Origin of the sequence: Pelobacter propionicus DSM 2379 (assembly GCF_000015045.1) — a bacterium.
Taxonomy (GTDB): Bacteria; Desulfobacterota; Desulfuromonadia; order Geobacterales; family Pseudopelobacteraceae; genus Pseudopelobacter; species Pseudopelobacter propionicus.
In genome coordinates this window covers 3,440,434-3,465,313 of sequence record NC_008609.1, presented here as the reverse complement: position 1 = coordinate 3,465,313, position 24,880 = coordinate 3,440,434, and the positions used below count along the sequence as shown (strand labels likewise).

Sequence of the window (24,880 nt, the reverse complement as noted above, 5' to 3'; positions counted from 1 at the left end):
AACATCAGGGGCTGCCGGGAGGGGATGGGTGGAACGCCGCCTGGTCTATTTCAGGTTCTTGAGCTGATTGTCCACCAACTTTGCGGTTAGCGGGTCATAGCCATCCTTGACGACAATTTGCTGCCCCTCCTTGGAGAGCACATACTTGAGGAACTCCGACACTACCTTGGGCAGCGGCTGGCCCGGTTTCTTGGCCACATAGATGTAGAGCATGCGGCTTAAGGGGTAGGTGCCGCTGAGCACGTTCTGGTAGGTGGCTGCGGCGGCCGGGGCGCCGTCCTTGACGGAGAGGGGCACTGCGCGAACGCCCGAGGTGGTGTAGCCGATGCCGGAGTAGCCCACCGCGGCCACATCCCTGGCAACCCCTTCCACCACCGAGGCGGAGCCGGGCTGTTCCTTGACCGTGTTCTTGAAGTCACCCTTTTTGAGGGCGTGCTCCTTGAAATAGCCGTAGGTTCCCGAGGCCGAGTTGCGACCGTAGAGGCTGATCGGCTTGCTGGCCAGTTTTCCGGTTACCCCCACCTGGCCCCAGGTGGTTATTTCGGCGTGCCCGCTCTTGCGGGTCTTGGAGAAGATGGCGTCCACCTGGTCCAGGGAGAGGGATTTGACCGGGTTGTCCTTGTTGACGAATACGGCCAGGGAGTCCAGGGCTACGCCTATTTTTGTCGGCTTGTAGCCGTACTTCTTCTGGAACGCCTCGATCTCGGTCCCCTTCATCTCCCGGGACATGGGGCCAAGCTGGGCGGTGCCGGCAACCAGCGCAGGAGGGGCGGTGCTGGAGCCCTTGCCTTCGATCTGCAGGTTCACGTTGGGGTATTTCTTCTTGAAGCCCTCGGCCCAGTAGGTCATCAGGTTGTTGAGGGAGTCTGACCCGATGCTGTTGAGGTTGCCGGCAACACCGGCGACGGGAGTGTACGTCTTGATCTTGGCATCGATGTGAGTTGGCGCTGCCTGCGCCGATGCGACCGACAGGGCCAGTAACGCAGCTGTGACAATTGCCTTCTTAATCATGGAATCCTCCTGAGATGTGGGTGGTGCTTTTCAATGGTTGTTACCCTAGCACGGCACTGTTACGATTCTGTCACAGAAGGGGAAACAGTGTGTGAAAACTCAGCTGTTTGTGGCCATGCGCAGGGTGAAGGAGAAGGTCGAGCCCTTGCCCGGAGTGCTCGTGACCGTCAGTTCGCCGCCGTGGAGTTGGACGATGTGCTTGGCGATGGCGAGCCCCAGGCCGGTGCCCCCCTGCTCGCGGCTGCGTCCCTCATCCACGCGGTAGAAGCGCTCGAAGATGCGGGGGAGGTCCCTGGGCGGGATGCCGATGCCACTGTCCTGCACGGAGATTCTGAGGAACGTTTCTCCCTGTTCCGCAAACAGGCGGATCGTGCCCCCCTCGGGAGTGTACTTGACGGCGTTGTCGATCAGGTTCACCAGCACCTGCTCCAGCCGACCCTGGTCGACAAGTGTCCGGGGAAGATTGTTGCCAACTTCGTTATGGAGGCAAATCTTCTTTTCCGCTGCCCGGGGGGCGAGCAGGGCGCAGGATTTGGCGATGGTCGTGCCCACATCCATGGCGTTGAGCTCCAGGGCGCTGTTCCTGGCCTCCAGGCAGGAGAGGGTCAGGATGTCGTTGATCAGGGTGGTCAACCGTTCGGCATGCCTGCGGATGATCTCCACGAAGCGGGTGGCGTGCTCCGGTTCGGAGACGAGCATGTCATTCTGCATGAGGGTTTCGGCATATCCCTTGATGACCGAGACCGGGGTGCGTAGCTCATGGGATACGTTGGCCACGAAGTCGCGGCGCATCTCCTCCACGTGTTTCATGTCGGTAATGTCGTGAAACACCGCCACGACCCCCTGGCCGGCGCCATCCATGGCCAGGGGCACCCAATGGGTCAGCAGCGTGACATCACCCGGCTGGATGCGGATCTCACGGCTCAGCTCTCCCCCGCAACGAGCCAGGTCATGGAAGGCAGCCTGCAGGTCGGGGTTGCGGCATACCTCGATCAGCTTTTTCCCCTCTACCCCGTCCGTCATGGCGAACATCTTCCTGAAGGCGGGATTGACCAGGGTGATGGCACCGTCAGCGCTGGCCACCATGACCCCCTCGCCCATGCCGCGCAGGATCGCGTCCAGCCGGGTCTTTTCCGCGTCCAACCCGTGCATCTGAGCGTCGATGCGCTCGGCCATGTCGTTCAGGACCGAGGCCAGGGCGCCGATCTCGTCCTGGGAGGCGACCGGGATGCGGCTGTACTCGCCATCTCTGCCGATGCGGGCGGCCACCTCCGCCATTTCGCGCAAAGGGCGGGAGGTGACGCGGGAGAGGAGCAGGCTGAAGGCCAGGGCGGCCAGGAGCGCCATGCCCACGGAGCCTGCGGTCATGCGGTGCAGGGCGGCCGTGGCGCTGGAGAGGCGCTCCAGGGGGAGCGACAGTCTGATGAAGCCGTAGTGGCCGTTGCTCTCGTAACCAAGGGCCGTGTAGAGCATGTCGGTCTTCAGGGTCTCGGAATAGCGCAGGCTGCTGCCGATCCCACCCTGCATGGCCTGGACGACTTCCGGACGTTTGAGGTGGTTTTCCAGATGGGATAGTTCGACCTTGCTGACATCGGAGTCGCCCCTGACCAGGCCCGAGCGGTCGATCAGGGTGACGCGGGCCTTGATGGCGGAGCCGATCCTCTCGGCCAGCTGTTGGGGCGGCATCGTATCCCTCTCCTGCTCGGCCAGCAGCTTGGCCAGTCTGGTCTGGCTGATCAGGTTCTCGCGGCTCTCGTCCAGAAAGTAGCTCTGGGCGCTGTGATCGAAACTCAGGTAATAGGAGCCGGACAGCAAGAGAATCAGCAGCAGGTAGGAAAGCATCAGTTTCCAGCGGAATGTCATGGGACTAGTTCTCCTCGATTTTGTAGCCGAAACCCCGAACCGTCTTGATCTGCTCTCCCGGAGCGCCCAGCTTGCCGCGCAGTCGGGTGATGTGCGTATCCACGGTGCGCGTATCCCCCACATCATGGTAGCTCCACACGTCCTGCAGCAGCTGGTCCCGGCTGATTACCCGGCCGCGGCGCTCCACCAGGTAGAGCAGCAGCTTGAACTCCGTGGAGGTCAGGTCGGTTTCCGCATCGGCGCTGACCACCCGGTGGCGCTCCCGGTCGATGACGATATCACCCAGGGTGAGAAGCGGCGATCCGGTTGGCTGTTCAACGTCGCAGCGCCTGAGAATTGCCCTGATGCGCAGGCAGAGTTCCCGCATGGAGAAGGGCTTGACGATATAGTCGTCGGCCCCCAGCTCGAACCCCACCACCCGGTCGATCTCGTCCCCCTTGGCGGTGACCATCAGGACCGGTATGCGGCTGGTGGTCGTGTCCTTGCGCAGGGCCTTGCAGACCTCGGTGCCCAGCATTCCGGGCAGCATCAGGTCCAGGACGATCAGGTCGGGCTTGCTGTCGCGGGCCGCCTCGAGCCCTGAAATGCCGTCAAAGGCGCAGCGGGGCGCAAACCCCTCCTTCTCCAGGTTGAAGGCCAAAAGCTCGGCAAGGTCCCGCTCGTCTTCGATGATCAGGATCCTCTGTTTCATGGGTGACTCCTCGGTGGTCGTGATCTGACACACTGTATCCGTGTACGATTCATGAGCTTGTAACATAGGAATGTTACAACTCTGTGTCGATTTGTAAAATAGTGCGTAGAAGTTTGGTTGACAGGCCGTCTGGGGGGGGCACTGATAGGATCCGGTGATGTTTCACACACCTTTTTGGTGATCGCAACTGTATCGTAATAATCCTGGTCTATGGTAGAGGCAGACACGGAGAGAAAATGGAGGTTGTATGAAGATACGAATCGATGAGGATTACTACCGCTGGAACTGCGAATGGTGTGATACCGAGAACCGGGTTCTCTGGATACGGGTGCATGAGGGACTGACCTGCGGCGCCTGCCACAGGGCGACACATCTGGGAGGGGAGATGCTCGCCAGCCAGGAGGCGAAGATCTCCGCCGGACTGTACTGAAGCATCTAGGAGTCTGTCGGGCTTGACCTCAGGGGCGCCCTCTTTTGTGGCCAAGCCGATTAAAAAAGTTCCGTATGTGTTCGTCTTCCCACCGGCAACCTGGTTAATTCAGCCCTTTCAGCGATGACTGCGGTTATTACAGGCTGATTTTCGCTATTTCTCATTCTATCCGGCCAAGACATGCAGCCGTTTGATGTTGTAGGCCATGCAGACGAGGTTCCATTCGCCTTTTACTGCTTCAAAGCCACGAAGAAGAAAGCTTCTGAATCCCATGACCGCCTTGATGATGCCGAAGACCGGTTCCGAGGTGACTTTTCGCTGGGCGTAGATCGCCTTGCCGGAAGGTGTCTTCAGGCGATGCTTCATTCTGGCCACGGAATCGGCATCTTCGGGTAACGGCGGCGGTTCGGCAAAGCGCTCCATCAGTGGCACGTTGTGACTCTGCCGGTCTACGGCAATGTAGGGAGTTATCCCGTTCTCCTCACAGGCAGTTACATTGGTTTCGCTGAAGTAGCCACTGTCAGCTACCAGATCGGTTGCCTTGCCAAGCTTCTCAGGCAGCGCCGCCAGGTTCTCCAGGGTCGGTGTCAGCTCCTGTTTGTCATTGGGATTCTGGGTAACATGGGCCGAAACGATGAGCTTTGATGCCGTATCCACACCGGCCTGGGCGTTGTACGTCTGCTCGAATCCGCCACCGGAGGTCGGCATGATCCGCGACTCTTCATCGGTCAGATTGACCTGATCTTTGGCAGTGGGGCCGGATTTGGGCGGTTTCGGCTCTTTCCCCTTGGCCTTCTTGCCCGTTGCCTGCTCCTTCTTGGCCCGTTCGGCGACTTTCTTCTCATAAGCGGCCTGTTCACGAGCATGGCGCTCAGCGGCACGTTTTTTGATCTCGACCTTGGCTGCGGCAATGGCGGAAAGACGCTTTTCCCGACGTTCCAGTTCTTCGGGGATGTTCATGCCGTCCGGAATATCGGCATGGTCCGCTGCCTCGGCCTTTTTGAGCAGTTCGCCAACCTCAGCCTTGATCTGCTCTTCAAGCTTGCAGGCATGCTCATAGCTCAGCGCCTTGTGCTTGGAGGCATTCGCCTTGATTTTGCTGCCATCCAAACTAACGTTGCCCAGTTTCAGCACCTCCATCTGATGAGCGATCAGCAGAATCTGGGCAAACAGCTTGTTCAGTTGCGGCAGAAACCGCCGGCGGAAGGTGGCAATGGTATCGTGGTCAGGATGACTGTTTGCCGCTATGAACCGGAATGCCACGGAGTCGTAGGTGCTGCGCTCAAGCTTCCGGCTGGAGAATACGCCTGTCGCATAACCGTAAAACAACAATGCTACCAGCATCTCAGGGTTATAGGGCTGCGAGCCTCGGCCGGCATAGGTAGCTTTCAAAGAGCGCAGGTCGAGCTGTTCGACAATTTCGACCACAAACCGGGCCAAGTGCTTTTCTGGTAGCCAATCCTGCAGCGATGGCGGGAGCAGATAGGGTGTTTCCCGGTCAACTTCAATAAACTTTGATTTCATAGTCAACCCCGATACCTAACCAGTTGATATTACCGGACAAATATACGGGATACACCAAGAAAACGCAAGCTAAAGCTGACGACTTATTCAATAAATACAGCAGGTTAACCAATTGAAAACGCCCTGGAGATGACGGCTGAATGCGTTAAGCCCGACAGACTCCTAGCAGTAATGAAAAAAAGGGCGCTCTGGTCTTTCATGGCCAGGGCGCCCTTTTTCATTGGTGTGCAGGCGCTATTTCCCGCAGCATTTCTTGTATTTCTGGCCGCTCCCGCATCTGCACGGGTCGTTGCGGCCGATTTTCTCCACGATTAACGGCTTGGGGCGGACCCGTACGCCGTCGGTGAAAAGCCAGACTCCGTTCTTGCGCTGGAACAGGGCGTTTTCGTGATGGTCATGGGAACCCTCTCCATCACGGTAATGGGCGATGAACTCCACCTGGCCGGTTTCGTCTTGCGCTCCCCCCTGCTGGGTGCCAAGGATTTCCAGCCCCAGCCATTCGCTCTTCTCGGCCCATTCCCTGGTCCCCTGGTGATCGTACCCCTTGCGGTGATCCGGGTGGGTACTCGTTAAGATAAAGTCGACATCCACCTTGACATGGGCGCTGTAGCGCGCCCTCATGAGTTCTTCAGCCGTTTGCGCCGGTCGTGCGCCGCTGATGATCGGCTGGCAACAATCTTCATATGCCGTGCCGCTTCCACAGGGACAGGTATTCATCGGTGCATCTCCTCCTCGATAATCGAATGCTGCTCGGGCTACTGCCGTTACATGCTCTTGCCCTCCTTGTCAAATGGTTTTTCCGGGAGCGGGGGAGCACGTGCCTATTAAGCGCAAGCAGGCGGATGAGCAGATACGACACATGGCAACACATGACGGCCTGACTAACCTTCCACCCAGGAACTTGGCAAAAGAACATCTGACCATGTCCCTGGGGGTTGCCAGTCGGAATAAAACCATGGTTACTTTGATGTTCATTGACTTGGATGGCTTCAAGGGGGCAACGACACTCTTGGTCACGATGCCGGCGACTATGTATTGAAACAGGTAGCTCAACGGACGCTTTCGTGTGTGCGTGAAACCGATATTGTTGCCCGTGTGGGGGGAGACGAGTTCCTCATCATCGTGACCGGTCTGGAACATGCGAATAACATAACAAAGATTGCGGAAAAACTGATGGCGGCGGTTACTCAGCCTCTTCTCTACAAGGGACAGCAGGCAGGGGTCGGCACGAGCATAGGCATTGCCGTATTTCCGCACGATTGTACGGATGAAGAAAAACTGGTTATGCTGGCTGACGAGACCATGTATGAAGTTAAAAAATCCGGCAAGAACGGCTACAGGTTTGCTAATGCAGCGGAAAAAAGAAGCTGAATGTTTGTAGTGAGCAGCTAGTCCCTACGTGATTGGGCAGTTTTTCGGTAATACCGTCGACACATCATTCATTGCGGCCGATTGCATCACGTGTTTTGAAACGTTTGCAAAGGTGGCTCTTTGAGAGCCGCATGGACGGCATTGGCCAGCGTAACGAGATCAAACGGTTTGAGTAACAGCTGATTGATGCATAAGCCCCGGCTCTTTTCCACATCACTGATTTCATGAAATCCCGAACAGAGAATAACCGGCAACTCGCTCCTCAGCTGACGGATTTTCCCGGCGAGTTCAAACCCGCTCATGTGAGGCATGGTCTTGTCGGTTATCACCAGATCGATGCCCCCCATTGTATTCTTAATGGTTTCAACCGCCTTCAGCGGGTCTGTCTCTGTGGTCACACGGTATCCGAGCTCCTCGAGCATGATCCTGCCCATCTCTACCAGCATCTCCTCATCATCCACCAGCAGAATGCTTTGACCGTTGCCTTGGGGAATGCCGTGAGCCGTCTGCTCTTCATGTCCCTTGTTCCACCGCATCAGAGGCAGATAAATCCTGAAAACCGTGCCTTTGCCCAGTTCGCTGTACACCCTGATATCACCGCCATGACTCTTGATGATGCCATGAACCATGGCCAGCCCCAGCCCGGTGCCCTCTCCCGGTCCCTTCGTAGTAAAATAGGGGTCAAAGATTCTGGGCAGGTTTTCCGGTTCAATGCCCATGCCGGAATCCCTGACACTCAGCTCCAGGCAGTGCCCCGCGGCAAACGTGGAACCCTGTGGTAGGGTACGGCTGTCGACTGTTACATCTGCAAGGCATATTTCCAGAACGCCGCCTTTATCCTTCATGGCATACCCCGCATTGGTGCACAGGTTTACCAGTACCTGATGCAACTGACTGGAGTCAGCAATAATGATGTCCGATTCGGTTTCGATCCGGAGCTTCAGCTCTATCGTGGCAGGAAGTGAGGCGCGCATGAACTTGGCCACCTCCTGTAGTATCGGTATGACAGAGGTGGGTTTCGTTTCATGGTGCGCCTTGCGGCAGAAGGTCAGTATCTGCTTCACCAGGTCTTTGGCCCTGTTGGCGGCCGTCAGCACCTGTTCCATGTTCCGATACACCTTCGGCTGCTCCTTGACCTTGTTCAGCGACAGTTCCGTATAACCCATGATGCCGCTGAGTATGTTGTTGAAATCATGGGCTATGCCAGCGGCCAGTGTTCCGATGGCCTCCAGTTTCTGAGCCTGGATCAGCTGCTCTTCCAGTTTTTTGCGTTCCTGCTCGCCCTTCTTTCGTTCGGTTATATCCCTGAAAAGCCCTTCTATTCCGGCAAAGTTGCCATTCTCGTCATAATAGGCATTACTGCTGGTTTCCACCATCACCGGTGTGCCATCATGTTTCTTCAATTCCACTTCGTAGTTTGTTACTTTTCCATGCTGCCTGATCAGTTCGAAGAACTCGCTCCGTTTTTCCGGCTGAAAGTAGAAGGTGTCCGCAATCGACTTGCCCAGGAAGTCGTCAAGGGATCCGCACCCCAAAAGCTTCAGCGCGCTCGGACTGACCATGATCAGCCTGCCCTCGGCGTCGCCGCGGTACAAGACATCCTGAATATTCTCTATGACCATGCGGTAGTTGGCTTCACTGCGCCGCAGGGCTTCTTCCGCCCGCCGGCGGTCGGTAATATCACGAACAGATTCTATGACCGCTATCATATTGCCCTGATCGTCATACATGGGAGAGGCCGCAACCCAGATATGGGCGCCTTTGCCACCGTAAAGCGCCGGGGCAAACGCCTCGGCATTATAGGTGTTACCCCTGTGGTCGAACCAGGAGTAGTTTGAAAGCAGCTCTTCGTTTTGATCAAGGATATAGTCGATGATGTACTGCCGGCGATAACCGTAGAACGGTATCGTGGTAACGGAATGCTCTTCGCCCAGTACTTCTGTCTTGGAAACACCGGTCATCTCTTCCATGGCGTGATTCCAGGCAATGATCTTTCTCTCGCTGTTCACGATCAGCGTCGCATCGGGCAGAAACTCGATGATATCCTCCAATTGCTTGTTGGCCTTGACAATCAGATCCTTGGCCTGCTTGCGTTCAGTAACGTCACGGACCGATTCAATGGCACCGACCGCATTGCCCGTACTGTCAAACAAGGGCCTCGTAATCGCCCAGAGCGAGCGTTTTTCCCCTCTTACCAGCGAATCTCCTTCAGCATAGAGACAATCACCAACCTTTTTAATGCTCGAATAATGTTTGTTCCCCTTACGTTCTTCCTCTGACATGAACACCAGATCTACCAGAACCGGCCTTCTGCTTCCGTAAATAGGGATGCTGTACTCATAATCACCTTTGCCGATCATGTTTTCCGATGCAACGCCTGTCAGCTCTTCCATGGACCTGTTCCATGCAATAACACGCCCCTGCTGGTTAATGACCATGATTGCGTCGGGAAGAAAATCGATGATCTGCAGCAGACGTTTTTCCGAGTCGTGCGACACCTCTTCCTGCTGCTTGCGCTCCGTAATGTCGCTGGAGTTTACTAGGAGGCAATCCTTGCCGCCAATGCTGACCCGGCGCATCCTTACGTCAACCCAGAACAGGCTGCCGTCTTTACGCCTGGCCAGCCACTCAAAATGCTGCGGCTCGCCATGTGCCGCACGGTCGATCCATTTCTTGGCATCACTGATGCCATATGAAGGCTGGCCGGAACTTATCAGGCTTACGTCGGCATTTGCCAATTCTGAACGGCTGTAGCCATACATGTCATAAACTCTTTCGTTTACATCAACAATGACCCCGGTCCGCGGATCGTGGATAAAGATAGCGTTATTGGACATATCAAAAATGGTGCGGTACCACTCCTCATTCTCGCGCAGCAGCCTTTCCGCCCGACGCTTTTTACGGTTTGTGACAATAAGCGCTATGATCGCGGAAAGCTGGAGGAACAGTATGACGGCGCCGACCATGACATATTTGAAATGGATGCGGAAAAACGATTGCGGACGGTTAATTACCGTCACTCCGGCCGGAGGAGTGTTTTTTTCCAGATTGAAGCGCTGGAGTTGACGATAATCCAACATCCTCAACGGAGGCGTTCTCTCCATTACCGGCACATCCTCGCCAGCCATGAGTCGAAGCGCAATGCGTGCGGCATTCTCCCCCTGCCGCTCTCCGCTCAGCAGACTTCCCCCCATGATCCCCTTGCCCGCCAAGAAATCCCACAGGCTGAAAACAGGCACCTTGCAGTGCGGCAGTATTGTGGCCAGCACATCCTCAAATTCATAGGTGTGCCCGGTCCTGTCGCGGGAAAAATTCCCCTGCAGCAGCACGCTGCCCGGCTTGAGTGCGGAAACCGCCGAGATCAGCTCCGCCTGTGCAGGACTGCGCAAGACGCTCAGCCGCAGATGCTTGTTCTGTCCAATCTCCTTTTCAACAACTGTCAGCACCTCGTTGCTGCTCTCCGTGTCATCAATCAGCAGCACGATTTCCCGTGTCTCCGGGAGAGTTGCCATAATCAGCCCGATAGTGCCGGCCGGGTCCACATCCTCAACCACTCCGCTGATACGCTTCTGCCCTTCGAGCATGGCCGGCCTGAAGCCGTTGATACCGCTGAAGGAGACCACTGCCTCCGGAAAGAACCGACTCCGGTTTTTGACGGCAAATTCCAGCGCCTTGTTGTCGGTGACAATCACCATGTCAAACCTGATGCCGGCGTACTTTGCGCGGAGCTGTTCGCTGAAGGCCGGGATTCTGCGTTCATCGGGAAATCTCTTCCAGTCCATGTATTCCACATAGGGCATGCAGCCGGGGTAGTTCTCCCGCAGTACGCGCATGATCCCTTTCATTTCCTGGTCGGTAAAGATATAGGTCTGATGGTAGGAGTGGAGCAGAAGGACGTTTTTGCCGTCCAATGGTCCGGCGGCAGCGCTGAAAAGGGGCAGCAGCAGGCAGAACAGCACAAGAGTCAGCAGCAAAACAGCTTTGTCAGATATGAACTTCAACGCAGTTTCATTCATCCGTTCACCTGTTCCTTGTCTGATCAGGCTCTGTATCCTGCCTCGTCCCGTCAGTGACGGAAAAGTTCCAGGAGGTACAGGACGATTTCGATAGCGATCAGGATGATGATGATCCACTCCAGACGGGCCGAGCGTCGGGCGTGGGAGAGGCTGGTGAAGACGCCGGTCATGTCCAGCAGGGTCTCGGACTTGTGCCTGATCTCCAGGTAACGCTGGTTCAGCTCGAACAGTCCTGCCATGGTCAGGTAGAGTCGGTCGGCCTGGGGGTCGTCCCAGGTTATCTCCGGCTTGTCCAGGACCATGATGTGAGCGATGGAGGTGAACTTGAAGCTCAGGATGGATGACGCCATGCGGGCCATGTCCCGGTCGGGAAGCTCCAGCTTGCCCCTGGCCAGTTTGGCGATCAGCACTTCCACCTCGTCGAAGACCTGGTCGATGCGGGCCTCGATGCGCTCCAGGGCCACGGATTTGGCGATCACGAAGCAGATGATGTCCAGGAAGGTCGGGTCGCAGCGGGGCATGACGGCGCAGTTGTTGGCGATGGCCGTTTCCCGCTGCGGATCGATCTCCAGGCGGTACTCCTCGTGAAAGGGGAACTGGTGGCGCCGTTTCATCTGCCCGGCATGGCCCTGGATGGCGTCCAGGAAGCGGGCGATCAGGTCGGCGGAGCAGTTCAGGAATACCACCCCGCCGAAGTAGTAGAGGTAGGCCTGCTCCCCATTTGCGCTTGGTACCGGCGCGAAGGTTACCGGGTTAAGCTTCATCGGCTCTTCCCAGCGGTATTTTCGGGTCATGCCCAGCTTCTGCGCCAGCCGGTTCAGGTCCAGTTCGCCATCAAAGGCGTATGCGTTGAACAGGAATTCCATGCTGTTGCCCCCGGTTTTTCCATTACCTCTTCTTCCCATCTTAACATGGCTATGACCGGGATGCTTGCGGCGGCCCGCAAGTGCGGCTAGACTGTGGCGGCAATCAGGGCTCCGGCCCGAAGGGGGGCTATCCCTCTTTCGCACATTCCTGGAGGTTTCACTCCCATGCAATCCTTTCTCTTCGTCAATCCCCTCTCCGGGAGCTATGACCCGCGCCACGTCCCCCGTATCGTCACCCGCCTTGCTGAAAGCGGGCTAACGCCTACGCTCCTGGAGGTGAGAACACCGGCGGATGCGGCTGTCCATTGCCGCAGGATCAATGGGGCGGAGGAGAATCCCCTGGTCATTGTTGCCGCCGGTGACGGAACCATCAACGCGGTGCTGAATGGTTTGCGTCCCGGTATGGCGACGGTTGCCATTCTTCCCCTGGGAACCTCCAATGTGCTGGCACGGGAGATCGGCATCCGTTCGCTGGAGGATGGACTGGAGCGGATTATTGCCGGCAGGAGCCGTCAGTTGCCGCTGGGACTCCTGGATCTGGAACGGGCCAGCCATCGTTTCCTGCTCATGGCCGGCATCGGCGTGGATGGCGCGGTTGTCAGGGATGTGCGCCCAGGGGAGAAGCGGCTGCTGAAACAGGGGGCCTATGCGCTCTCAGCCCTGCGTTACGCCTTGCGCTGGGAAGGGGAGATGATCCAGGTAGTCACCCCCGATCGCACGCTTGCCTGTCACGGCGCCATCATCTGCGCGGCATCCCGGTATGGCGGAGACTTTGTCCTCGCTCCCGGGGGAGACCTGTTCTCGCCGGAGTTCATGGTGGTCTGCATCCTTGGCAACCGGCGCAGGGATTACCTGCGCTTGGCGTGGGACCTGTTTTCGGGGAGGGCGCAGACCAGCCGGCAGCTGCTGGGCATAACGGCCAGGGAAGTGGCGATCCGCGGCGTCAAGCCGGTGCAGGTAGACGGGGACTTTATCGGCTACACTCCGGCCAGGTTCAGGGTCCTGGAAGATTTTGCGCGCATCATCGTCTGAGTACTCATTTTTCCTGTTATGCGGCTGTTGTGATTATGCGCACCGCCTCCTGGTGCCGGAGTGTCGTACTGTCCGGTGGTTTACGCCGGTTGCCCCGATGATGCTTTGTTGTGTATTCTCTTGACCGTCATGATTGTGTCGGTTAAAGGTCAGTCATGATTTTGTCTGGAGCCAGCTCCCGCGGCGCAGGCGCTCTTGGTCGTCATGGAGGTAGCCTCTGGTTGCGCGGAGTGCCTTTGTATCCGGATGTTTGCGCATGACCCGGGACAAGACTATGCAATCAGCCATTCTTGCCTTAATGTGCAGGGAGCGGACAAAGTGATAGTCTCTGGTACAATGTGATGAAAATTACAGTCTGTTCACTAAAGGACTTAAAACAGGGGGGGAAGTCATGTTCAACAATCTGAATGTGGGGACAAAGTTGTTGGCGGCATTCGTGCTCGTGGCCGTGATCAGCGGCGTCGTGGGCGTCATCGGCATAACCAGGAACCGCCAGATCGCGGACGCTGACAAGAAGATGTACGAAAAACTCGCCGTTCCCCTGGGGGAACTGGCGGTCATAGCCGAATCGTTCCAGCGGGTTCGCATCAACCTGCGTGATGCAGTGGGCGCAACTGACGAGAATGAACGTCGTAACGCCCTGCAGACGATTCAGAGGCTGAGCGGCACCATCGGTACTAATGTGGAGAGCTTTGAGAAGAGTATTTCCGACGAAGAACAGCGCAAGCTGTTCGAGCAGTTCAAGGATGCCCGGAAAGTCTATGTGGGGCACATCTCTACGATCATCAGGCTTGACAACGAGAAGCGAGACGCCGAGGCCCTGGCGCTCATGCACGGCGAGGCCAAGCAGGCTGCCCTGCGTTATCAGGAATTGAGCGACAAACTGATTGAGAATATGCAGCAGCAGGGCAAGCTGCTGTCCGAACAGAACGAGAGGACGGCGAGCAACGCCTTTATGCTCATGGTCTGTTTTGTCGCTGCCAACATCGTCATCGCCGTCCTGCTCGGCCTGTACATCAGCCGCATGATCACGACGCCGCTCAATGACGCGGTCCGGGTGGCCACGGCCATCGGGGCGGGAGATCTGAACGTGGACGTCCGAGTGACCTCAGGGGATGAGACCGGCCGCCTGCTGCAGGCCATGAAGGTCATGGTCGATAACCTGCGCAACATCATCAACCAGGTATCAGGGACCTCGTCCCAGGTTGCGGCGGCCTCCAGCCAGTTGCATGCCACCGCGGAGCAGATCGCCACCGGCGCCGAAGAGGTGGCGGCCCAGGCCGGCACCGTTGCCACTGCTGGTGAAGAGATGTCAGCCACATCGGGCGATATCGCCCAGAACTGCCAGATGGCGGCCGAGGGGGCGCAGCGCGCCTCGGCTTCGGCCCAGAACGGCGCGGAGGTGGTTGAAAAGACGGTGGTGGTGATGGGACAGATCGCCGCCAAGGTGCAGGAGTCTGCCAGGACCGTGGAGAGCCTGGGGGCGCGCAGCGACCAGATCGGCGCCATCATCGGCACCATCGAGGACATAGCCGACCAGACCAACCTGCTGGCGCTGAACGCGGCCATCGAAGCGGCCCGTGCAGGAGAGCAGGGGCGGGGGTTCGCGGTGGTTGCCGACGAGGTGCGCGCCTTGGCGGAACGCACCACCCGCGCCACCCGCGAGATCGGCGAGATGATCAAGGCCATCCAGGGAGAGACCAGGGATGCCGTGGCTGCCATGGAGCAAGGGGTGAGCCAGGTGGAGTCCGGCACCATCGAGGCTGCCCGTTCCGGCGAGGCGCTACGGGATATCCTGGAGCAGGTCAACAACGTTGCCATGCAGGTCAACCAGATCGCCACTGCTGCCGAGGAACAGACCGCCACCACCGGTGAGATCGCCAGTAACATGCAGCAGATCACTGAAGTTGTTCAGCAGACCTCGTGCGGCGCCCAGGAATCCGCTACCGCCGCGGCGCAGTTGAACAACAATGCCAGTGAGTTGCAGCGGCTCGTACAGCAGTTCAGGTTGTAAACGTCAGGGGATCGGATGCTTGCCGCGGGCAACATCCGTTCCCCCCTTTTCTGATTGCATGTTGATGGAAAAACGGTTTGTTTGGCGTGTGAAGAGGCAGGTCCCCCATTGCGGAGGACCTGCCTTTCAGTTCATGTTTGGCAGGTTGCTGGATATCTGGTGCAGGATTCTCTGTTTGGTCTGGTTGGTAATCGTATCAGGTGATACCAGGCCGACGATATAGGGCTCGTTCTCGTTGATGCTGGTAACGAATCCGATCATCCGCTTCTTGTCGAATTCCAGGTCCACGCAGGAGAGCTTTCCCGAGTCGGGCGCGATGCGCTCCAGTTGCTCGATGGAACAGATCAGTTCCGCTCCGGCTCCCTCGAAGCCCTGGCTGGGGATTCTGCCCCGGCAGGCGATGACGAAGCCCTGGGAATCCACCACGAAGGCCGCCTCTGCCCGGCTGAGAGTCATGCACCAAGTGATGCAGCTTTCCCAGTTTTCGAAGGACTGCGGGTTCTCCTCAGGGCGCGAATCCCCCGGGTCCGACTGTGCCGGAGGCGTATGCTGCCGGTGGTTCTGGCTGGTGATGCCCTGCCGGGAGAGGGACAGGTAGGGGGCCTGTTCTGTCTCCGCGGCCTCGCTGTCCCGTTGTCGTGATCCGGGACAGGGGGAGCGTTTCAGGGCCGTCAGGATCCGCTGCGCCTGACGCAGATCATAAGAGTTCACGCTGTTGTCGCCCATCTGGTTCTCCTGTGTTACCACCCAGTTCCCGGATGGTGTTCTCCACTTCCGTGGCAAGTAGTTCGAATCTCAGGGCTTCGGGGGGGTAGCTGCCACCCAGGAACGAGATTGGCAATCCCTTGTCGCTGGCAAGGGCGAATACGTCTGCTCGTGGGATATAGGTTTCCAGGACGCCGCCCAGTGATCCCCAGGCGGCCTTCATTACCTGGAATGAGGTGTCCTGCTGCAGTTGCACCATGGTGGCCAGAATCCCGAGCAGTTGCAGATCCGGTTTCTCCTGCTCTCTGACATGGCTGATGACCCGCAGGGTCTGGGTGATGCAGCGCAGTGAAAGCGGTTCCGCTTGCAGGGGGAGCAGTACGTAGGTGCTTGTCGCCAGTGCGGCGCGGGTAATCATGCCCAACCCCGAGGGGGTGTCGATGATGATGTACCGATACTCTTCCTCGATGCTGGCGAGGATCTCCCCCAGCACCCTGGTGGAATAGCAGACCTCTTCGAAGAGACTGATGTCCAGGGGGTCCAGACGGCCCCTCGGCAGTATGGAAAGAGAGGGGAGTTTCGTTGTGATGATGGAATCGCGGATGGAGTACTTTTCGGCGATGTACTCGGCGATCCCGGGCCACTCGGTGTCACTTCGGGCAAGGGACAGGCCGATTGCGCCCAGAGGATCCACATCAACGAGGAGCGTGGGGTGGCCTTTCTCCGCCAAGGCAACCGCCAGGTTCAAGGCAACGGTGGTCTTGCCGGTCCCCCCCTTGGAACTAATGACTGAAATGATGTTGGCCAAACCGGTTCTCCTGTCTTCTTGGATGAATACGTTGTGTGGAACGGCAGATCTCGTGAATACGCATCGTGCGGCTATTTCCTGGCTACGATGAATTCACCGTGCGGGTCGCCGACTTCGATGCCTTTGACCTGCTGGCACACGTAGGTGTCCATCCCGTCGGGATAGGGATCGGCGTATGTCAGGTCAAAAAATGCCTGGCACAACCCGCGGAGCATGTAGGCCCGAAGTCCTTCTCCATTGCTGTCTGCTTCATAATAGTCATTGGCGCGGATGACCATCTTCTCGCCAGGTTTGAGCTGAACGATCCCCGACTTTGCCCACCCCCAGGCGGTGAAGGCCGCGAACGCTCCCCGCAGGATGTCCTTTTCTCCTTCAGTTACCATTGGCATCACGACATCGTTGAATGTATCGGAGGTGATGATGCCGCATCCGGTATGGTATCCGCATTCATAGGCTGCCCGCACGAGCCCCTCGGCAACCATCGGCTTCTTTTCAGGCGGCGCGGCTGCCATGAGTTTCTCGGCCATTGCATTCAAGAGGGCGGTGGGGAGGAGGTTTACCAGAACGTCGTACTCCGGTATCAACCCGTTCTCATCCGCTTCAATAGAGATTTTTGCCAGCGATTTTACAACAGTATCGCGCATTACGGTCATGGGTAGTGACTCCTTCTGGTCATGTTAACGTAACGGAAAACGTGCCCTCATTGCCATTGACTGCCATGCCTTCCGTTTCGGTTACGATATAGCTTTTGGCCGGTTTGCCGAAGGCAGCCGAAAACATGGCGGCAACAAAGCCACAGGTGAAGTGATTGATCGGCTTGCTGTACGGCCCCCATTTTCTGATCCAGCCTTCATCGATGTGAGACCGTACCAGGCATGCCTCGCCGCCCGCTTCGGTTCCGCCGATCTTGATTTTGCCCAGGCCGTACACCGAATAGTACTCTTTGCCTACGTTTATCTTTTGCAGCGGGGTGGTCAGGCCGTTTTTCTCAATGTAATCATTGAAGATCGGAAGCATGCTTTCCTCGACAATGTCTCTGAGCAGCTGGGGTCCCCCGATATCGCCGAGATCTTCCGCAAGTTTCGTGATCAGTGCAAGATAGTGGTGCGAATGCATTACTACGGCATGGTCATTCAAATAATGGCGAAATGTTTCATTGTCTAAGCTGAAATCCCGTTTGAGTGACATTGTTCAGCCTCCTAGAATAGTAGGGCAAGTTCTTCAAAGTACTTTTTCGATTTATGCCTGATGATTCCGAGCTTGGACGCATCGGGAGCTATGACGGCGGCAATGGCGTCACCGACTGGTTTGCACATGATTACCGCTTTTCCGTATTCGATGAACAGATCCTGGAATACGTTTACCTTCAGCTCTGCCCCCATTTCCTCGATGGCGTTCGTGGCATGAGCCAGCGCTGCTCCCAGTTCATCCGTGTTAACCCTGCTGCTGTGGCCTGCCGATTCGATCACGAATCCGTCCCGCCCGACAATGACGACCGCGTCTATGCCCGGGATCAATAGCAAATCACCCATAACCGTAGTTGAATCTCGTTCAGGTGCCGACATTATTGTGCTCCTTTCTTCCAAGGCACTATCGATAGCCATGCCTGATTTAGATGCTGTTCCCTTGTTAACGCTATTGCTGCGTTGGTCATGCAGTACAGCGGCTTCCATGATGGAATGCTGCACTGAGAAGCCAACGTTCTTTTCTATTGAGGTGACATCCGGGCTGAATTGAAACTCTCCCTGGTTCCAGCTCAAGATATACGAGAGAGCCTCAAGTCCTGACAAGGTGGTTGTGGATACGCAGGTAATGGTTCCGGATGCAAAAAAGATTTTGCCGTCCGTCCCTTCGGGATGCTTGGTCAGTTGAATCAACCCGTTTTTGTAGCTGGAAGCCAGGAATTGGATGAGATCCGTTACGTTTGTCAGGGAAAGGCTGCCATTCAATGAAGGACTGATATCAGCAACGCGTACGTTCTCCATACTTGCAGGCATGGTGAACCTCCATGGTTTTTGTCGTGCTAAACGGTCACTTAATTCGCACGAAGATGTACGTACATTTGCAATGCACGAATTCTATCGAGTTACTTGAATACCAGCATTGTTGCGGTTTGATTCAGATGGCCGATGTACTGTTCTCCATAGGTGCTGAATCCGACCGTTGGTACCGAAGAAAAAAGGTCACCGTATTGCTGGGTCACATTGCCCTGTTCAAGCTCCAGCTTCCTCATGATGCAATTGAAGTTCATGACCCCGATTATTCTTCCGGATTCCTTTTGTGCCTGGAGGAGTGCGTTGCGAGTGTCTTCAATGATGTCGGTCGCCTCCAGGAGGGACAGCTCCATTCCTTCCTTGACGCTGCAATAAAATGCCATGGCGCCATCATCCTTGATCTGCTGGGGAGTCCGGACAAAGGGGTCGCCGTCTATCACCAGCCCTACCGGGTTGTCCGTGAAGTGTTTGGTCACGTCTTCAACCGCGCAGTTAACCGCCTCGGCATACGCTGTTGCCGCTGGCTTGCCGTTAAATTCAAGGACCACGCGTCGTGCCTCATCGGCCTTTGTCACAACAAGAGGTTTTCCGAGATCACGGCAGCTCTGGGTCTTGATGAAGGTGAAATCCGCTCCCGGTTTGAGCAATGCCAGCAGAGCCGCGTTCGTGTAGGCTTTTCCGTTCGCATACAGGTAGGTGGATTTGAACTTCATATCGTCTCCGGCGGAACCGCCGATGAAAACGACATTCGTCGAATCGCCGATGGTCTCCATCATACCTTCTTCGGCACTGCTCAACCCGTCAACCAGTATGATCCCGACGTATTCTTTTGACGGCATGTCGGCGATGGCAACTCCGAAATGGTCGGTAAAGGAGTCAAAAGCCTTTTTGACCCCCTCCGGGTCTTTGATGTCTTCAATGACTTCGATTTTTGCATCCAGCAGTGATTCGTTGTTGAATCCCATGGCCACAACGGATTCATTCAGCATCGAACCGGTTACAATTTCCCCCGCGGTGGAACATCCGAAGACCAAGGCGTGTGGGAATGTCTCCTGCATTTTTTTGCTGATCTCTTCGGGCGCGTATTTTGAAGATGCGAAAAAGACCACGAGCTTTGTGTCGAAGAGAACAAATTGCTTTGATAACTCGCTGCATACGTCGTCGATATCGTCCTGTGACGAATATGCCGTTACGATGTCCAGCCTGTTGACCAGTTTGTTGTCGGTTGACGAATCGCTTTCTTCGGAACCCGAGGCGGCGTTGGAGCTGGCTTCGGGGCAAAGGTAGCCCAGTTCCATCGACATTCCTTCCAGTTGCTGCACTATCTCCGGATTGTCCTCTGACTCTGGTGTGAATTTGCCTGGATTGATGCCTTTCAGAATCATTTTGGTCTTGATGATCTTCTCCAACATTGGGTTGCCACCAGCCCTCTGCTTGAGAACAAAATCAATCATTTCTTTGATCTTTCCCGCCATGGATCCTCCTTGTGCTCACCGGATGACATGACCTGGCAGCGGCATCAGTACGTCACCGATGCGGTCAGGGCATGCAGTATTTTGTTCAGGGTTGACAGTAATGGTCGCGAATTGTGAATGCCACAAAAAAGCCCTTCTTTGGATGATGCGAAGAAGGGCTAAGAAAACCATGTTTGCCCTCTCTTGATGTCCCGGCTGTCCGCTGCTGCGGACCCGTGGCTTTGCGTCCCCAGGTTGCCCTGAGTTTGCCTTTTCATAGAGGTGTTATGCGCGAGTTCTTTCATAAACCGTATGTTCTGCGCTGTCAAGGGTATAAAAGTCTGTACATGAAAATTGGTCCGTATTTTGTGCGCTGGCGCACTCGACTTTGAGGCTGCTTTGTTTTTTTTCTTACACGGCAGCGGTTTGTGCGTTGTGTGGGCAAAGGATGTGTACGATGATGGTTAATGTGTTTTTGATAATTTGGTTTTAGTTTCTCTTGTGCGCAGGAATAATGCCTTGCTTCTGGAGGGAAGAGACGAGGCTCGGGGAGAAGCGGCGAGCCAGAAATTTGTTTTGATAACGCTGTTTGTGATGCGTTGCGGGCGTACCTGTGATCGTTCAAGCCAGGGGGCGTTCCTGGAGGCCCTGAGTGAGCAGAGGGGAGAGCAGTTGCGGATGGGTGAGGAAGTCCGGCGATTGCAATGTGGTGTGTGAGATCGTGTGGCACAGCATCTGCTCGATCTGTTCGGCTGGTGCCGGCCTGCTGAACAGATAGCCCTGCATCTCGTTGCAGCCCAGTGCATGCAGGGTCTGCATCTGGCAGTGCGTCTCCACGCCTTCTGCCAGCAGGTGCAGGCCGAAGCCATTGGCTATGCCGATGATGGCCTGTATGATCGGTGAGATGCGGTGTTCTTCCGACAGGTCGCGTACAAAGGACTGGTCGATCTTGATGGTGCTGATGGGGAACTGCCGCAGATAGTTGAGTGACGAATAGCAGGTGCCGAAATCGTCGATGGAGATGCGTATGCCCCGTTCGCGCAGGGTCTTCATCTTGTTGATGACGCTGGGGGTGTCGCGCAGGAGGATCTTTTCCGTTATCTCCACCTCCAGGGAGTCCGGTGGAAGTTGGAAGGTGGACATGAATCTTGAGAGCTGCTCCACCATGTCGTCCCGTTCGAACTCCTTGGGGGATACGTTCACGGCAATGCGCAGGTCGCTGAACCCCATGGAACGCCAGTGGGCTAACTGTCTGCAGGCCTCGGCCAGTACCCAGTCGGTGATGGTGCCGATCATGCCGGTTTCCTCGGCCAGTTCGATGAAATCTCCCGGATTCAACAGGCCGTGGGTCGGGTGACGCCAACGAATCAGCGCTTCAAGGCCGATGATGGAGGCTCCGTTGATGCTGACCTGGGGCTGGTAGAATAGTTCGAATTCCGAGTTGGGGATCGCCTGGCGCAGTTCGTTTTCCAGGCTGATGCGTTTGGTGTAACAGATGTTCATGTCCGGGGTAAAGAAGCGGTAGCCGTTCTTGCCGCTGGCCTTGACCCGGTACATGGCGATGTCGGCGCTCTTCAAAAGGGTATCGATACTCTCCCCGTCCCGTGGCACGATGGCTATGCCGATGCTGGCGGAAACGTGAAACTTCTGTCCGGCAACGGAAAAGGGGATACCCAGTTCGTGCATGATTTTTTCGGCGATCAGGGCCGCGTCCTCGGCGCGCATCAGATCCGGCAGCAGCACGGTGAACTCGTCTCCCCCCTTGCGCGCCAGGGTGTCCACGGCGCGGATGCAGTGGCGCAGGCGGTGGGCGACGTTCTTCAGTAGTTCGTCGCCGGCGGCGTGACCATGGGTGTCGTTGACGATCTTGAAACGATCCAAATCGATGAACATGACTCCGACCATTCCCCCATGGCGCTTGGAGTGGGTTATGGCCATTTCCAGGCGGTCCTTGAAGAGTCGCTGGTTGGGCAGGTGGGTGAGGTGGTCGTGGAAGGCCTGGAAGGCGATGGTCTCCTCGGCGATTTTCCGGTCGGTGATGTCGCGGGCCACGCCATAGGTGCCGCTGAAGCAGCGGGCAAGCGGGAAGTCGTTGTCGTGCTCGCCGTAGATGCCGGTTGAGCTCATCATCACCACGATATGGTGATTCTCAAAGTTACGGTAATGGCTGGGGGTGCACTTCAGCCGTATCTCAAGGTTGGTGGTGGCTCGGTTGCCCCGGCGGCGTTCGGTAAAGGGGTGCTGGGCTGTTTTTAAGTCCTCGGCAAGGACGATGGTGTCGTAGCAGCTGCCGATCAACTCCTCGCGCGAGAAGCCGAGCAGCGATTCGATGCGACTGTTGATGAACGTAAAACAGCCGGAGTTGTCCAGGGTGAAGATCAGGTCGGGAGAGCTCTCCACCAGGAAGCGATGCAGCTGCTCCGAGTGTTGCAGGCGGGAAGTTATCAGCACATGGTCGCGTTCCAGGTGGCGCCGGTAGAGGATGTTTCTGACTTTGTGCTGGATGACCTCCGGTTCGTACGGTTTGCGGATATATTCAGAGGCACCGTTGCGTAGGGCGTGGATGGCTGAGTCGATGTTGTCATCGACGCTGACTATGATGACGCTGGCCGGGAGTGCGTCTCCCCTGCTGGTGATCCACTCCAGGACATCCAGGCCGGAGATGTCGGGGAGGATGATGTCAAGCAGGACCAGGTCGATCTGCTTCGTTTTCAGCGTGGCGATCGCCTCGCCCCCGCTTTTGCTCTCCAGTATTTCGCGCCCGCTCTCCTGCAGCAGGATGCGCAGGCTTGTGCGCATGCGCGGCTCGTCATCCACAATCAGGATGCTGTGCGGCCTGTCGTGACGCTCAAGGGCAGCCCTGGTTGTCGTGTTCAGGCTGTTCACGACTCGTCCCTCCCGGAGTGCGGCAGCAGGATAGAAAATGTGGTTCCCTGTCCCCTCCTGCTCTGGCAGGTGATGCGGCCATGCATGCGTTCAACCAGTCCTGCCACGATGGAGAGGCCGACTCCGCCATGGTCGGGGCGCCTGGTGGGCTCCAGCGGCTGGAAGAGGCGCTCCATGACATCCGCCGGCAGGCCGGGGCCGGTATCGGTCATGCTGATTTCCACGTAGGGGCGGCCATTCTGGTTGACATCGGCATGGGTGGCGATGAAGAAGCAGTCGCCGGTCCCCATGGCATCGGCAGCATTGTTCCAGAGGTTGGTCAGGATCTGCTTGAGGCTGTCCCGGTCAATGCTGGTCGGCCTTATCCTGGAGTCCAGTGACTTTTCCAGGGCGATTCCCCGTTCGGTGAAAAGAGTGTCGCCATACAGCGCCAGCATGCTCTCGATCAGGGCGTTGATGTCCAGGGAATCCGCCGGGGGGAGCTCGTCCGGGAGGCTGTTCATGCGCTGCATGATAGCGGTAACGCGGTCGATTTCCTCGCGCAGGATGCCCATTTCCTGCAGTATTTCTGGGCGGTCGCTGAGTTTGTTGCTGATGATGCTCAGGTAGTTTTTGATGATTCCCAGTGGGTTGCCGGCCTCATGGGTCGCCCTGCGGGTCTGGCGTTCAAAGCGTGCCGTCAGTGTTGTTTCGATCCGCTGTTCTTGTGTGCGCATCTCGCGCCAGACGCCCATGCTATCGGCGGCGACCTGGGCGAAGCTGTCTATCCAGGGGAGCTGTTCGAGAACCCGGCCCGATTGCGTGGCGCTGACGCCGTAGACCATAACGCCGATTGTTCTGCCGCGGCTTGCCAGGGGGACATACAGCAGTCCCTCGCTTCCCAGTATCCGGCTGATCTGGACATCGACCAGCGAGATGGGGGCGGGGAGATCGCTGGAAAAGGTGCAGTAGGAGCGCCTGTCCCGTGAGCTGGTTGCCGCCAGGCTCTGGCCGGAATCCAGCGGGATTTCCAGCTGCCGCAGCATGGCCAGCTGGCCATGGCTGGGGGCGCCGGAGAGAGTCTTTCCGTCCGGCTGTGCCAGCAGAAAAGCCGTCCGCCCCAGGCCGAAGAGTATGCGGGCCGATTCGCGCACGGTCAGGAGCAGGTCGGATTCGTTGTCCACCGAGACGAGATCCTGTTGCAGGGGGTGCATCAGGGCCATGTCCCGTACGGTCTCCTCCAGCAGGCTGAGGGAAGGGTCGGCGGTCCGCTGTTTTTGTTGCGTTGCTTCCAGCGGGGTGGTTGCCGCAGGTAGTGTCTTCTGGATGCCGGCCTCGCGGATTTCGAGCGTTTCGGCGATAAGGGCGACCCGTTCCGAACAGCGCTGCTCCAGGGCCGATAGCCTTTGGTCACTGATACCGAGTATGGCGTTTATCGTATCGAATTCAACGGTTTTGAGAGGCTGGCCGGATTCGGGAGAGAGAGGGGCGTTGCAGAAGGTGTGGGCGGACCAGACGATCTGGCTCAGGCTGTCGGCGGTGACGATCGCGTCGGGGGGGCTGTGGTGAAAGAGGACCGCGTCGGCCATAAAAGAGGAGAGCTTCCACTGGTCGATCAGCCAGGCGCCGATCATGGCGTGGTCGGTGTGGAGAACGCGCAGTTCGGCATCGCGGAGTTCCGTCTCATCGTTGCTCATGGCCAGCAGGGCGCCGTAGTGCTTTCCCATTCCCCCCAGGAGGAGTAGTTGCCCCACATCGTGCAGCAGGCCGGAGATGTAGGCCTCTTCCGGATCGATGTAGTTGATTTCGTCCGCAATGGCGCGGGACGTTTCGGCAACCCGCAGGGAATGGCTCCAGAAGCCGGTGAGACTGTACTGCTGCTTGTCAATGGTGGGGGCAAAGACTCTCTGGACAGCCAGGCAGGCGGCCAGGGTTCGTGACAGGCGTGTGCCAAGGGTTACCAGGCACTGGGTGAGGCTCTTTGACTCTCTACCGTGGCAGAGAGCCGGAGAGTTGGCAACGGTGAAGATGCGTGCGCTCAGGGAGGGGTCCTGCCCCACCAGCGCGGCAAGGTCACTGAGCGTTGCGCGGTCGTCTTCGGTAAGATGCAGAAATCTCAACAGAATCTGCGGGATAGGTGGCAGATGCAGTGATTCGATTGAGTCAAGAATTGCTGCTGGTATCTGCAACAAACCGTCTCCCCCGTTGCGGTTCCTGTAGCCTGGATATGTGGCCT

20 protein-coding genes, 1 pseudogene and 1 riboswitch are annotated in these 24,880 nt (G+C 57.1%); of the genes and pseudogenes, 6 read left to right on the top strand and 15 right to left on the bottom strand.

Annotated features, from left to right (window positions below):
• Positions 1-45: 45 nt before the first annotated feature.
• The 3 genes from PPRO_RS15710 to PPRO_RS15700 form a co-directional block, all read right to left on the bottom strand.
• Positions 46-1,011: a PstS family phosphate ABC transporter substrate-binding protein gene (locus PPRO_RS15710; protein ID WP_011736982.1), complete on the bottom strand. Its 966-nt coding sequence runs from the start codon at positions 1,009-1,011 to the stop codon at positions 46-48.
• Positions 1,012-1,110: 99 nt separating this feature from the next.
• Positions 1,111-2,874, bottom strand: a complete 1,764-nt coding sequence (locus PPRO_RS15705) for an ATP-binding protein (RefSeq protein WP_011736981.1) — start codon at positions 2,872-2,874, stop codon at positions 1,111-1,113.
• A 4-nt stretch (positions 2,875-2,878) separates the two neighbouring features.
• Positions 2,879-3,565, bottom strand: a complete 687-nt coding sequence (locus tag PPRO_RS15700) for a winged helix-turn-helix domain-containing protein (protein ID WP_011736980.1) — start codon at positions 3,563-3,565, stop codon at positions 2,879-2,881.
• Between the two features lie 247 nt (positions 3,566-3,812).
• Here PPRO_RS15700 and PPRO_RS15695 point away from each other — a divergent pair, with 247 nt between their 5' ends.
• A complete protein-coding gene (locus PPRO_RS15695; RefSeq protein WP_041532379.1) occupies positions 3,813-3,995 on the top strand; it encodes a hypothetical protein in 183 nt (60 codons plus the stop codon).
• A 165-nt stretch (positions 3,996-4,160) separates the two neighbouring features.
• Here PPRO_RS15695 and PPRO_RS15690 read toward each other — a convergent pair whose 3' ends face one another.
• On the bottom strand, positions 4,161-5,519 hold the full coding sequence (locus PPRO_RS15690; RefSeq protein ID WP_011734060.1) for an IS1182 family transposase: 1,359 nt from the start codon (positions 5,517-5,519) through the stop codon (positions 4,161-4,163).
• Positions 5,520-5,753: 234 nt separating this feature from the next.
• Positions 5,754-6,236 carry a YchJ family protein gene (locus PPRO_RS15685; RefSeq protein ID WP_011736979.1) on the bottom strand — a complete coding sequence of 161 codons (483 nt, stop codon included), beginning with the start codon at positions 6,234-6,236 and terminating at the stop codon, positions 5,754-5,756.
• A 73-nt stretch (positions 6,237-6,309) separates the two neighbouring features.
• Here PPRO_RS15685 and PPRO_RS21930 point away from each other — a divergent pair, with 73 nt between their 5' ends.
• Both PPRO_RS21930 and PPRO_RS15675 read left to right on the top strand, forming a co-directional pair.
• Positions 6,310-6,558, top strand: a complete 249-nt coding sequence (locus PPRO_RS21930) for a diguanylate cyclase domain-containing protein (RefSeq protein WP_083761285.1) — start codon at positions 6,310-6,312, stop codon at positions 6,556-6,558.
• A pseudogene (locus PPRO_RS15675) lies at positions 6,531-6,890 on the top strand (diguanylate cyclase domain-containing protein); the annotation flags it as partial. The gene PPRO_RS21930 and the pseudogene PPRO_RS15675, both read left to right, overlap by 28 nt.
• Before the next feature lie 86 nt (positions 6,891-6,976).
• On the opposite strand, the gene PPRO_RS19760 reads toward PPRO_RS15675, so the two are convergent.
• A complete protein-coding gene (locus PPRO_RS19760) occupies positions 6,977-10,372 on the bottom strand; it encodes a PAS domain-containing sensor histidine kinase (RefSeq protein ID WP_198138293.1) in 3,396 nt (1,131 codons plus the stop codon).
• Here PPRO_RS19760 and PPRO_RS21300 point away from each other — a divergent pair.
• Complete coding sequence (locus PPRO_RS21300) at positions 10,295-10,963, top strand: hypothetical protein (RefSeq protein ID WP_198138292.1); 669 nt, start codon at positions 10,295-10,297, stop codon at positions 10,961-10,963. The two genes, PPRO_RS19760 and PPRO_RS21300, sit on opposite strands and share 78 nt — an antisense overlap.
• Here the strand turns inward: PPRO_RS21300 and PPRO_RS15665 are convergent.
• Positions 10,957-11,772 carry an RMD1 family protein gene (locus PPRO_RS15665; protein ID WP_011736975.1) on the bottom strand — a complete coding sequence of 272 codons (816 nt, stop codon included), beginning with the start codon at positions 11,770-11,772 and terminating at the stop codon, positions 10,957-10,959. The two genes, PPRO_RS21300 and PPRO_RS15665, sit on opposite strands and share 7 nt — an antisense overlap.
• A gap of 165 nt (positions 11,773-11,937) precedes the next feature.
• Here PPRO_RS15665 and PPRO_RS15660 point away from each other — a divergent pair, with 165 nt between their 5' ends.
• Positions 11,938-12,804, top strand: coding sequence for a diacylglycerol/lipid kinase family protein (locus PPRO_RS15660; protein ID WP_011736974.1), 867 nt, complete (start codon positions 11,938-11,940; stop codon positions 12,802-12,804).
• Between the two features lie 391 nt (positions 12,805-13,195).
• Positions 13,196-14,818 carry a methyl-accepting chemotaxis protein gene (locus PPRO_RS15655; RefSeq protein WP_011736973.1) on the top strand — a complete coding sequence of 541 codons (1,623 nt, stop codon included), beginning with the start codon at positions 13,196-13,198 and terminating at the stop codon, positions 14,816-14,818.
• Positions 14,819-14,944: 126 nt separating this feature from the next.
• Here the strand turns inward: PPRO_RS15655 and PPRO_RS15650 are convergent, their stop codons facing one another.
• The 8 genes from PPRO_RS15650 to PPRO_RS15615 all read right to left on the bottom strand — a co-directional run bounded on the left by PPRO_RS15650 (position 14,945) and on the right by PPRO_RS15615 (position 24,833).
• Complete coding sequence (locus PPRO_RS15650; protein ID WP_011736972.1) at positions 14,945-15,544, bottom strand: hypothetical protein; 600 nt, start codon at positions 15,542-15,544, stop codon at positions 14,945-14,947.
• Positions 15,516-16,331: a ParA family protein gene (locus tag PPRO_RS15645; RefSeq protein WP_011736971.1), complete on the bottom strand. Its 816-nt coding sequence runs from the start codon at positions 16,329-16,331 to the stop codon at positions 15,516-15,518. The genes PPRO_RS15650 and PPRO_RS15645 overlap by 29 nt, the downstream gene beginning before the upstream one ends.
• Before the next feature lie 71 nt (positions 16,332-16,402).
• Complete coding sequence (locus PPRO_RS15640) at positions 16,403-16,984, bottom strand: hypothetical protein (RefSeq protein ID WP_011736970.1); 582 nt, start codon at positions 16,982-16,984, stop codon at positions 16,403-16,405.
• 19 nt (positions 16,985-17,003) lie between these two features.
• A complete protein-coding gene (locus PPRO_RS15635) occupies positions 17,004-17,519 on the bottom strand; it encodes a hypothetical protein (protein ID WP_011736969.1) in 516 nt (171 codons plus the stop codon).
• Positions 17,520-17,530: 11 nt separating this feature from the next.
• Positions 17,531-18,328: a DUF4388 domain-containing protein gene (locus tag PPRO_RS19755; protein ID WP_011736968.1), complete on the bottom strand. Its 798-nt coding sequence runs from the start codon at positions 18,326-18,328 to the stop codon at positions 17,531-17,533.
• 89 nt (positions 18,329-18,417) lie between these two features.
• On the bottom strand, positions 18,418-19,800 hold the full coding sequence (locus tag PPRO_RS15625; RefSeq protein WP_011736967.1) for an FIST signal transduction protein: 1,383 nt from the start codon (positions 19,798-19,800) through the stop codon (positions 18,418-18,420).
• A 182-nt stretch (positions 19,801-19,982) separates the two neighbouring features.
• Positions 19,983-20,060, bottom strand: a riboswitch (cyclic di-GMP riboswitch).
• A 340-nt stretch (positions 20,061-20,400) separates the two neighbouring features.
• Positions 20,401-22,665: a two-component system response regulator gene (locus PPRO_RS15620; protein ID WP_011736966.1), complete on the bottom strand. Its 2,265-nt coding sequence runs from the start codon at positions 22,663-22,665 to the stop codon at positions 20,401-20,403.
• Positions 22,662-24,833, bottom strand: coding sequence for an HDOD domain-containing protein (locus tag PPRO_RS15615; protein ID WP_269634976.1), 2,172 nt, complete (start codon positions 24,831-24,833; stop codon positions 22,662-22,664). The genes PPRO_RS15620 and PPRO_RS15615 overlap by 4 nt, the downstream gene beginning before the upstream one ends.
• Positions 24,834-24,880 lie beyond the last annotated feature (47 nt).

What these genes read in the sequence shown, in the direction of transcription:
- PPRO_RS15690 (WP_011734060.1), bottom strand. Translation starts at nt 5,519, where the DNA reads ATGAAATCAAAGTTTATTGAAGTTGACCGGGAAACACCCTATCTGCTC.
- PPRO_RS15710 (WP_011736982.1), bottom strand. Translation starts at nt 1,011, where the DNA reads ATGATTAAGAAGGCAATTGTCACAGCTGCGTTACTGGCCCTGTCGGTC.
- PPRO_RS15700 (WP_011736980.1), bottom strand. Translation starts at nt 3,565, where the DNA reads ATGAAACAGAGGATCCTGATCATCGAAGACGAGCGGGACCTTGCCGAG.
- PPRO_RS15695 (WP_041532379.1), top strand. Translation starts at nt 3,813, where the DNA reads ATGAAGATACGAATCGATGAGGATTACTACCGCTGGAACTGCGAATGG.
- PPRO_RS15685 (WP_011736979.1), bottom strand. Translation starts at nt 6,236, where the DNA reads ATGAATACCTGTCCCTGTGGAAGCGGCACGGCATATGAAGATTGTTGC.
- PPRO_RS15640 (WP_011736970.1), bottom strand. Translation starts at nt 16,984, where the DNA reads ATGACCGTAATGCGCGATACTGTTGTAAAATCGCTGGCAAAAATCTCT.
- PPRO_RS15635 (WP_011736969.1), bottom strand. Translation starts at nt 17,519, where the DNA reads ATGTCACTCAAACGGGATTTCAGCTTAGACAATGAAACATTTCGCCAT.
- PPRO_RS21300 (WP_198138292.1), top strand. Translation starts at nt 10,295, where the DNA reads ATGCTTGTTCTGTCCAATCTCCTTTTCAACAACTGTCAGCACCTCGTT.
- PPRO_RS15660 (WP_011736974.1), top strand. Translation starts at nt 11,938, where the DNA reads ATGCAATCCTTTCTCTTCGTCAATCCCCTCTCCGGGAGCTATGACCCG.
- PPRO_RS15625 (WP_011736967.1), bottom strand. Translation starts at nt 19,800, where the DNA reads ATGGCGGGAAAGATCAAAGAAATGATTGATTTTGTTCTCAAGCAGAGG.
- PPRO_RS19755 (WP_011736968.1), bottom strand. Translation starts at nt 18,328, where the DNA reads ATGCCTGCAAGTATGGAGAACGTACGCGTTGCTGATATCAGTCCTTCA.
- PPRO_RS15665 (WP_011736975.1), bottom strand. Translation starts at nt 11,772, where the DNA reads ATGGAATTCCTGTTCAACGCATACGCCTTTGATGGCGAACTGGACCTG.
- PPRO_RS15655 (WP_011736973.1), top strand. Translation starts at nt 13,196, where the DNA reads ATGTTCAACAATCTGAATGTGGGGACAAAGTTGTTGGCGGCATTCGTG.
- PPRO_RS15705 (WP_011736981.1), bottom strand. Translation starts at nt 2,874, where the DNA reads ATGACATTCCGCTGGAAACTGATGCTTTCCTACCTGCTGCTGATTCTC.
- PPRO_RS21930 (WP_083761285.1), top strand. Translation starts at nt 6,310, where the DNA reads ATGGTTTTTCCGGGAGCGGGGGAGCACGTGCCTATTAAGCGCAAGCAG.
- PPRO_RS15650 (WP_011736972.1), bottom strand. Translation starts at nt 15,544, where the DNA reads ATGGGCGACAACAGCGTGAACTCTTATGATCTGCGTCAGGCGCAGCGG.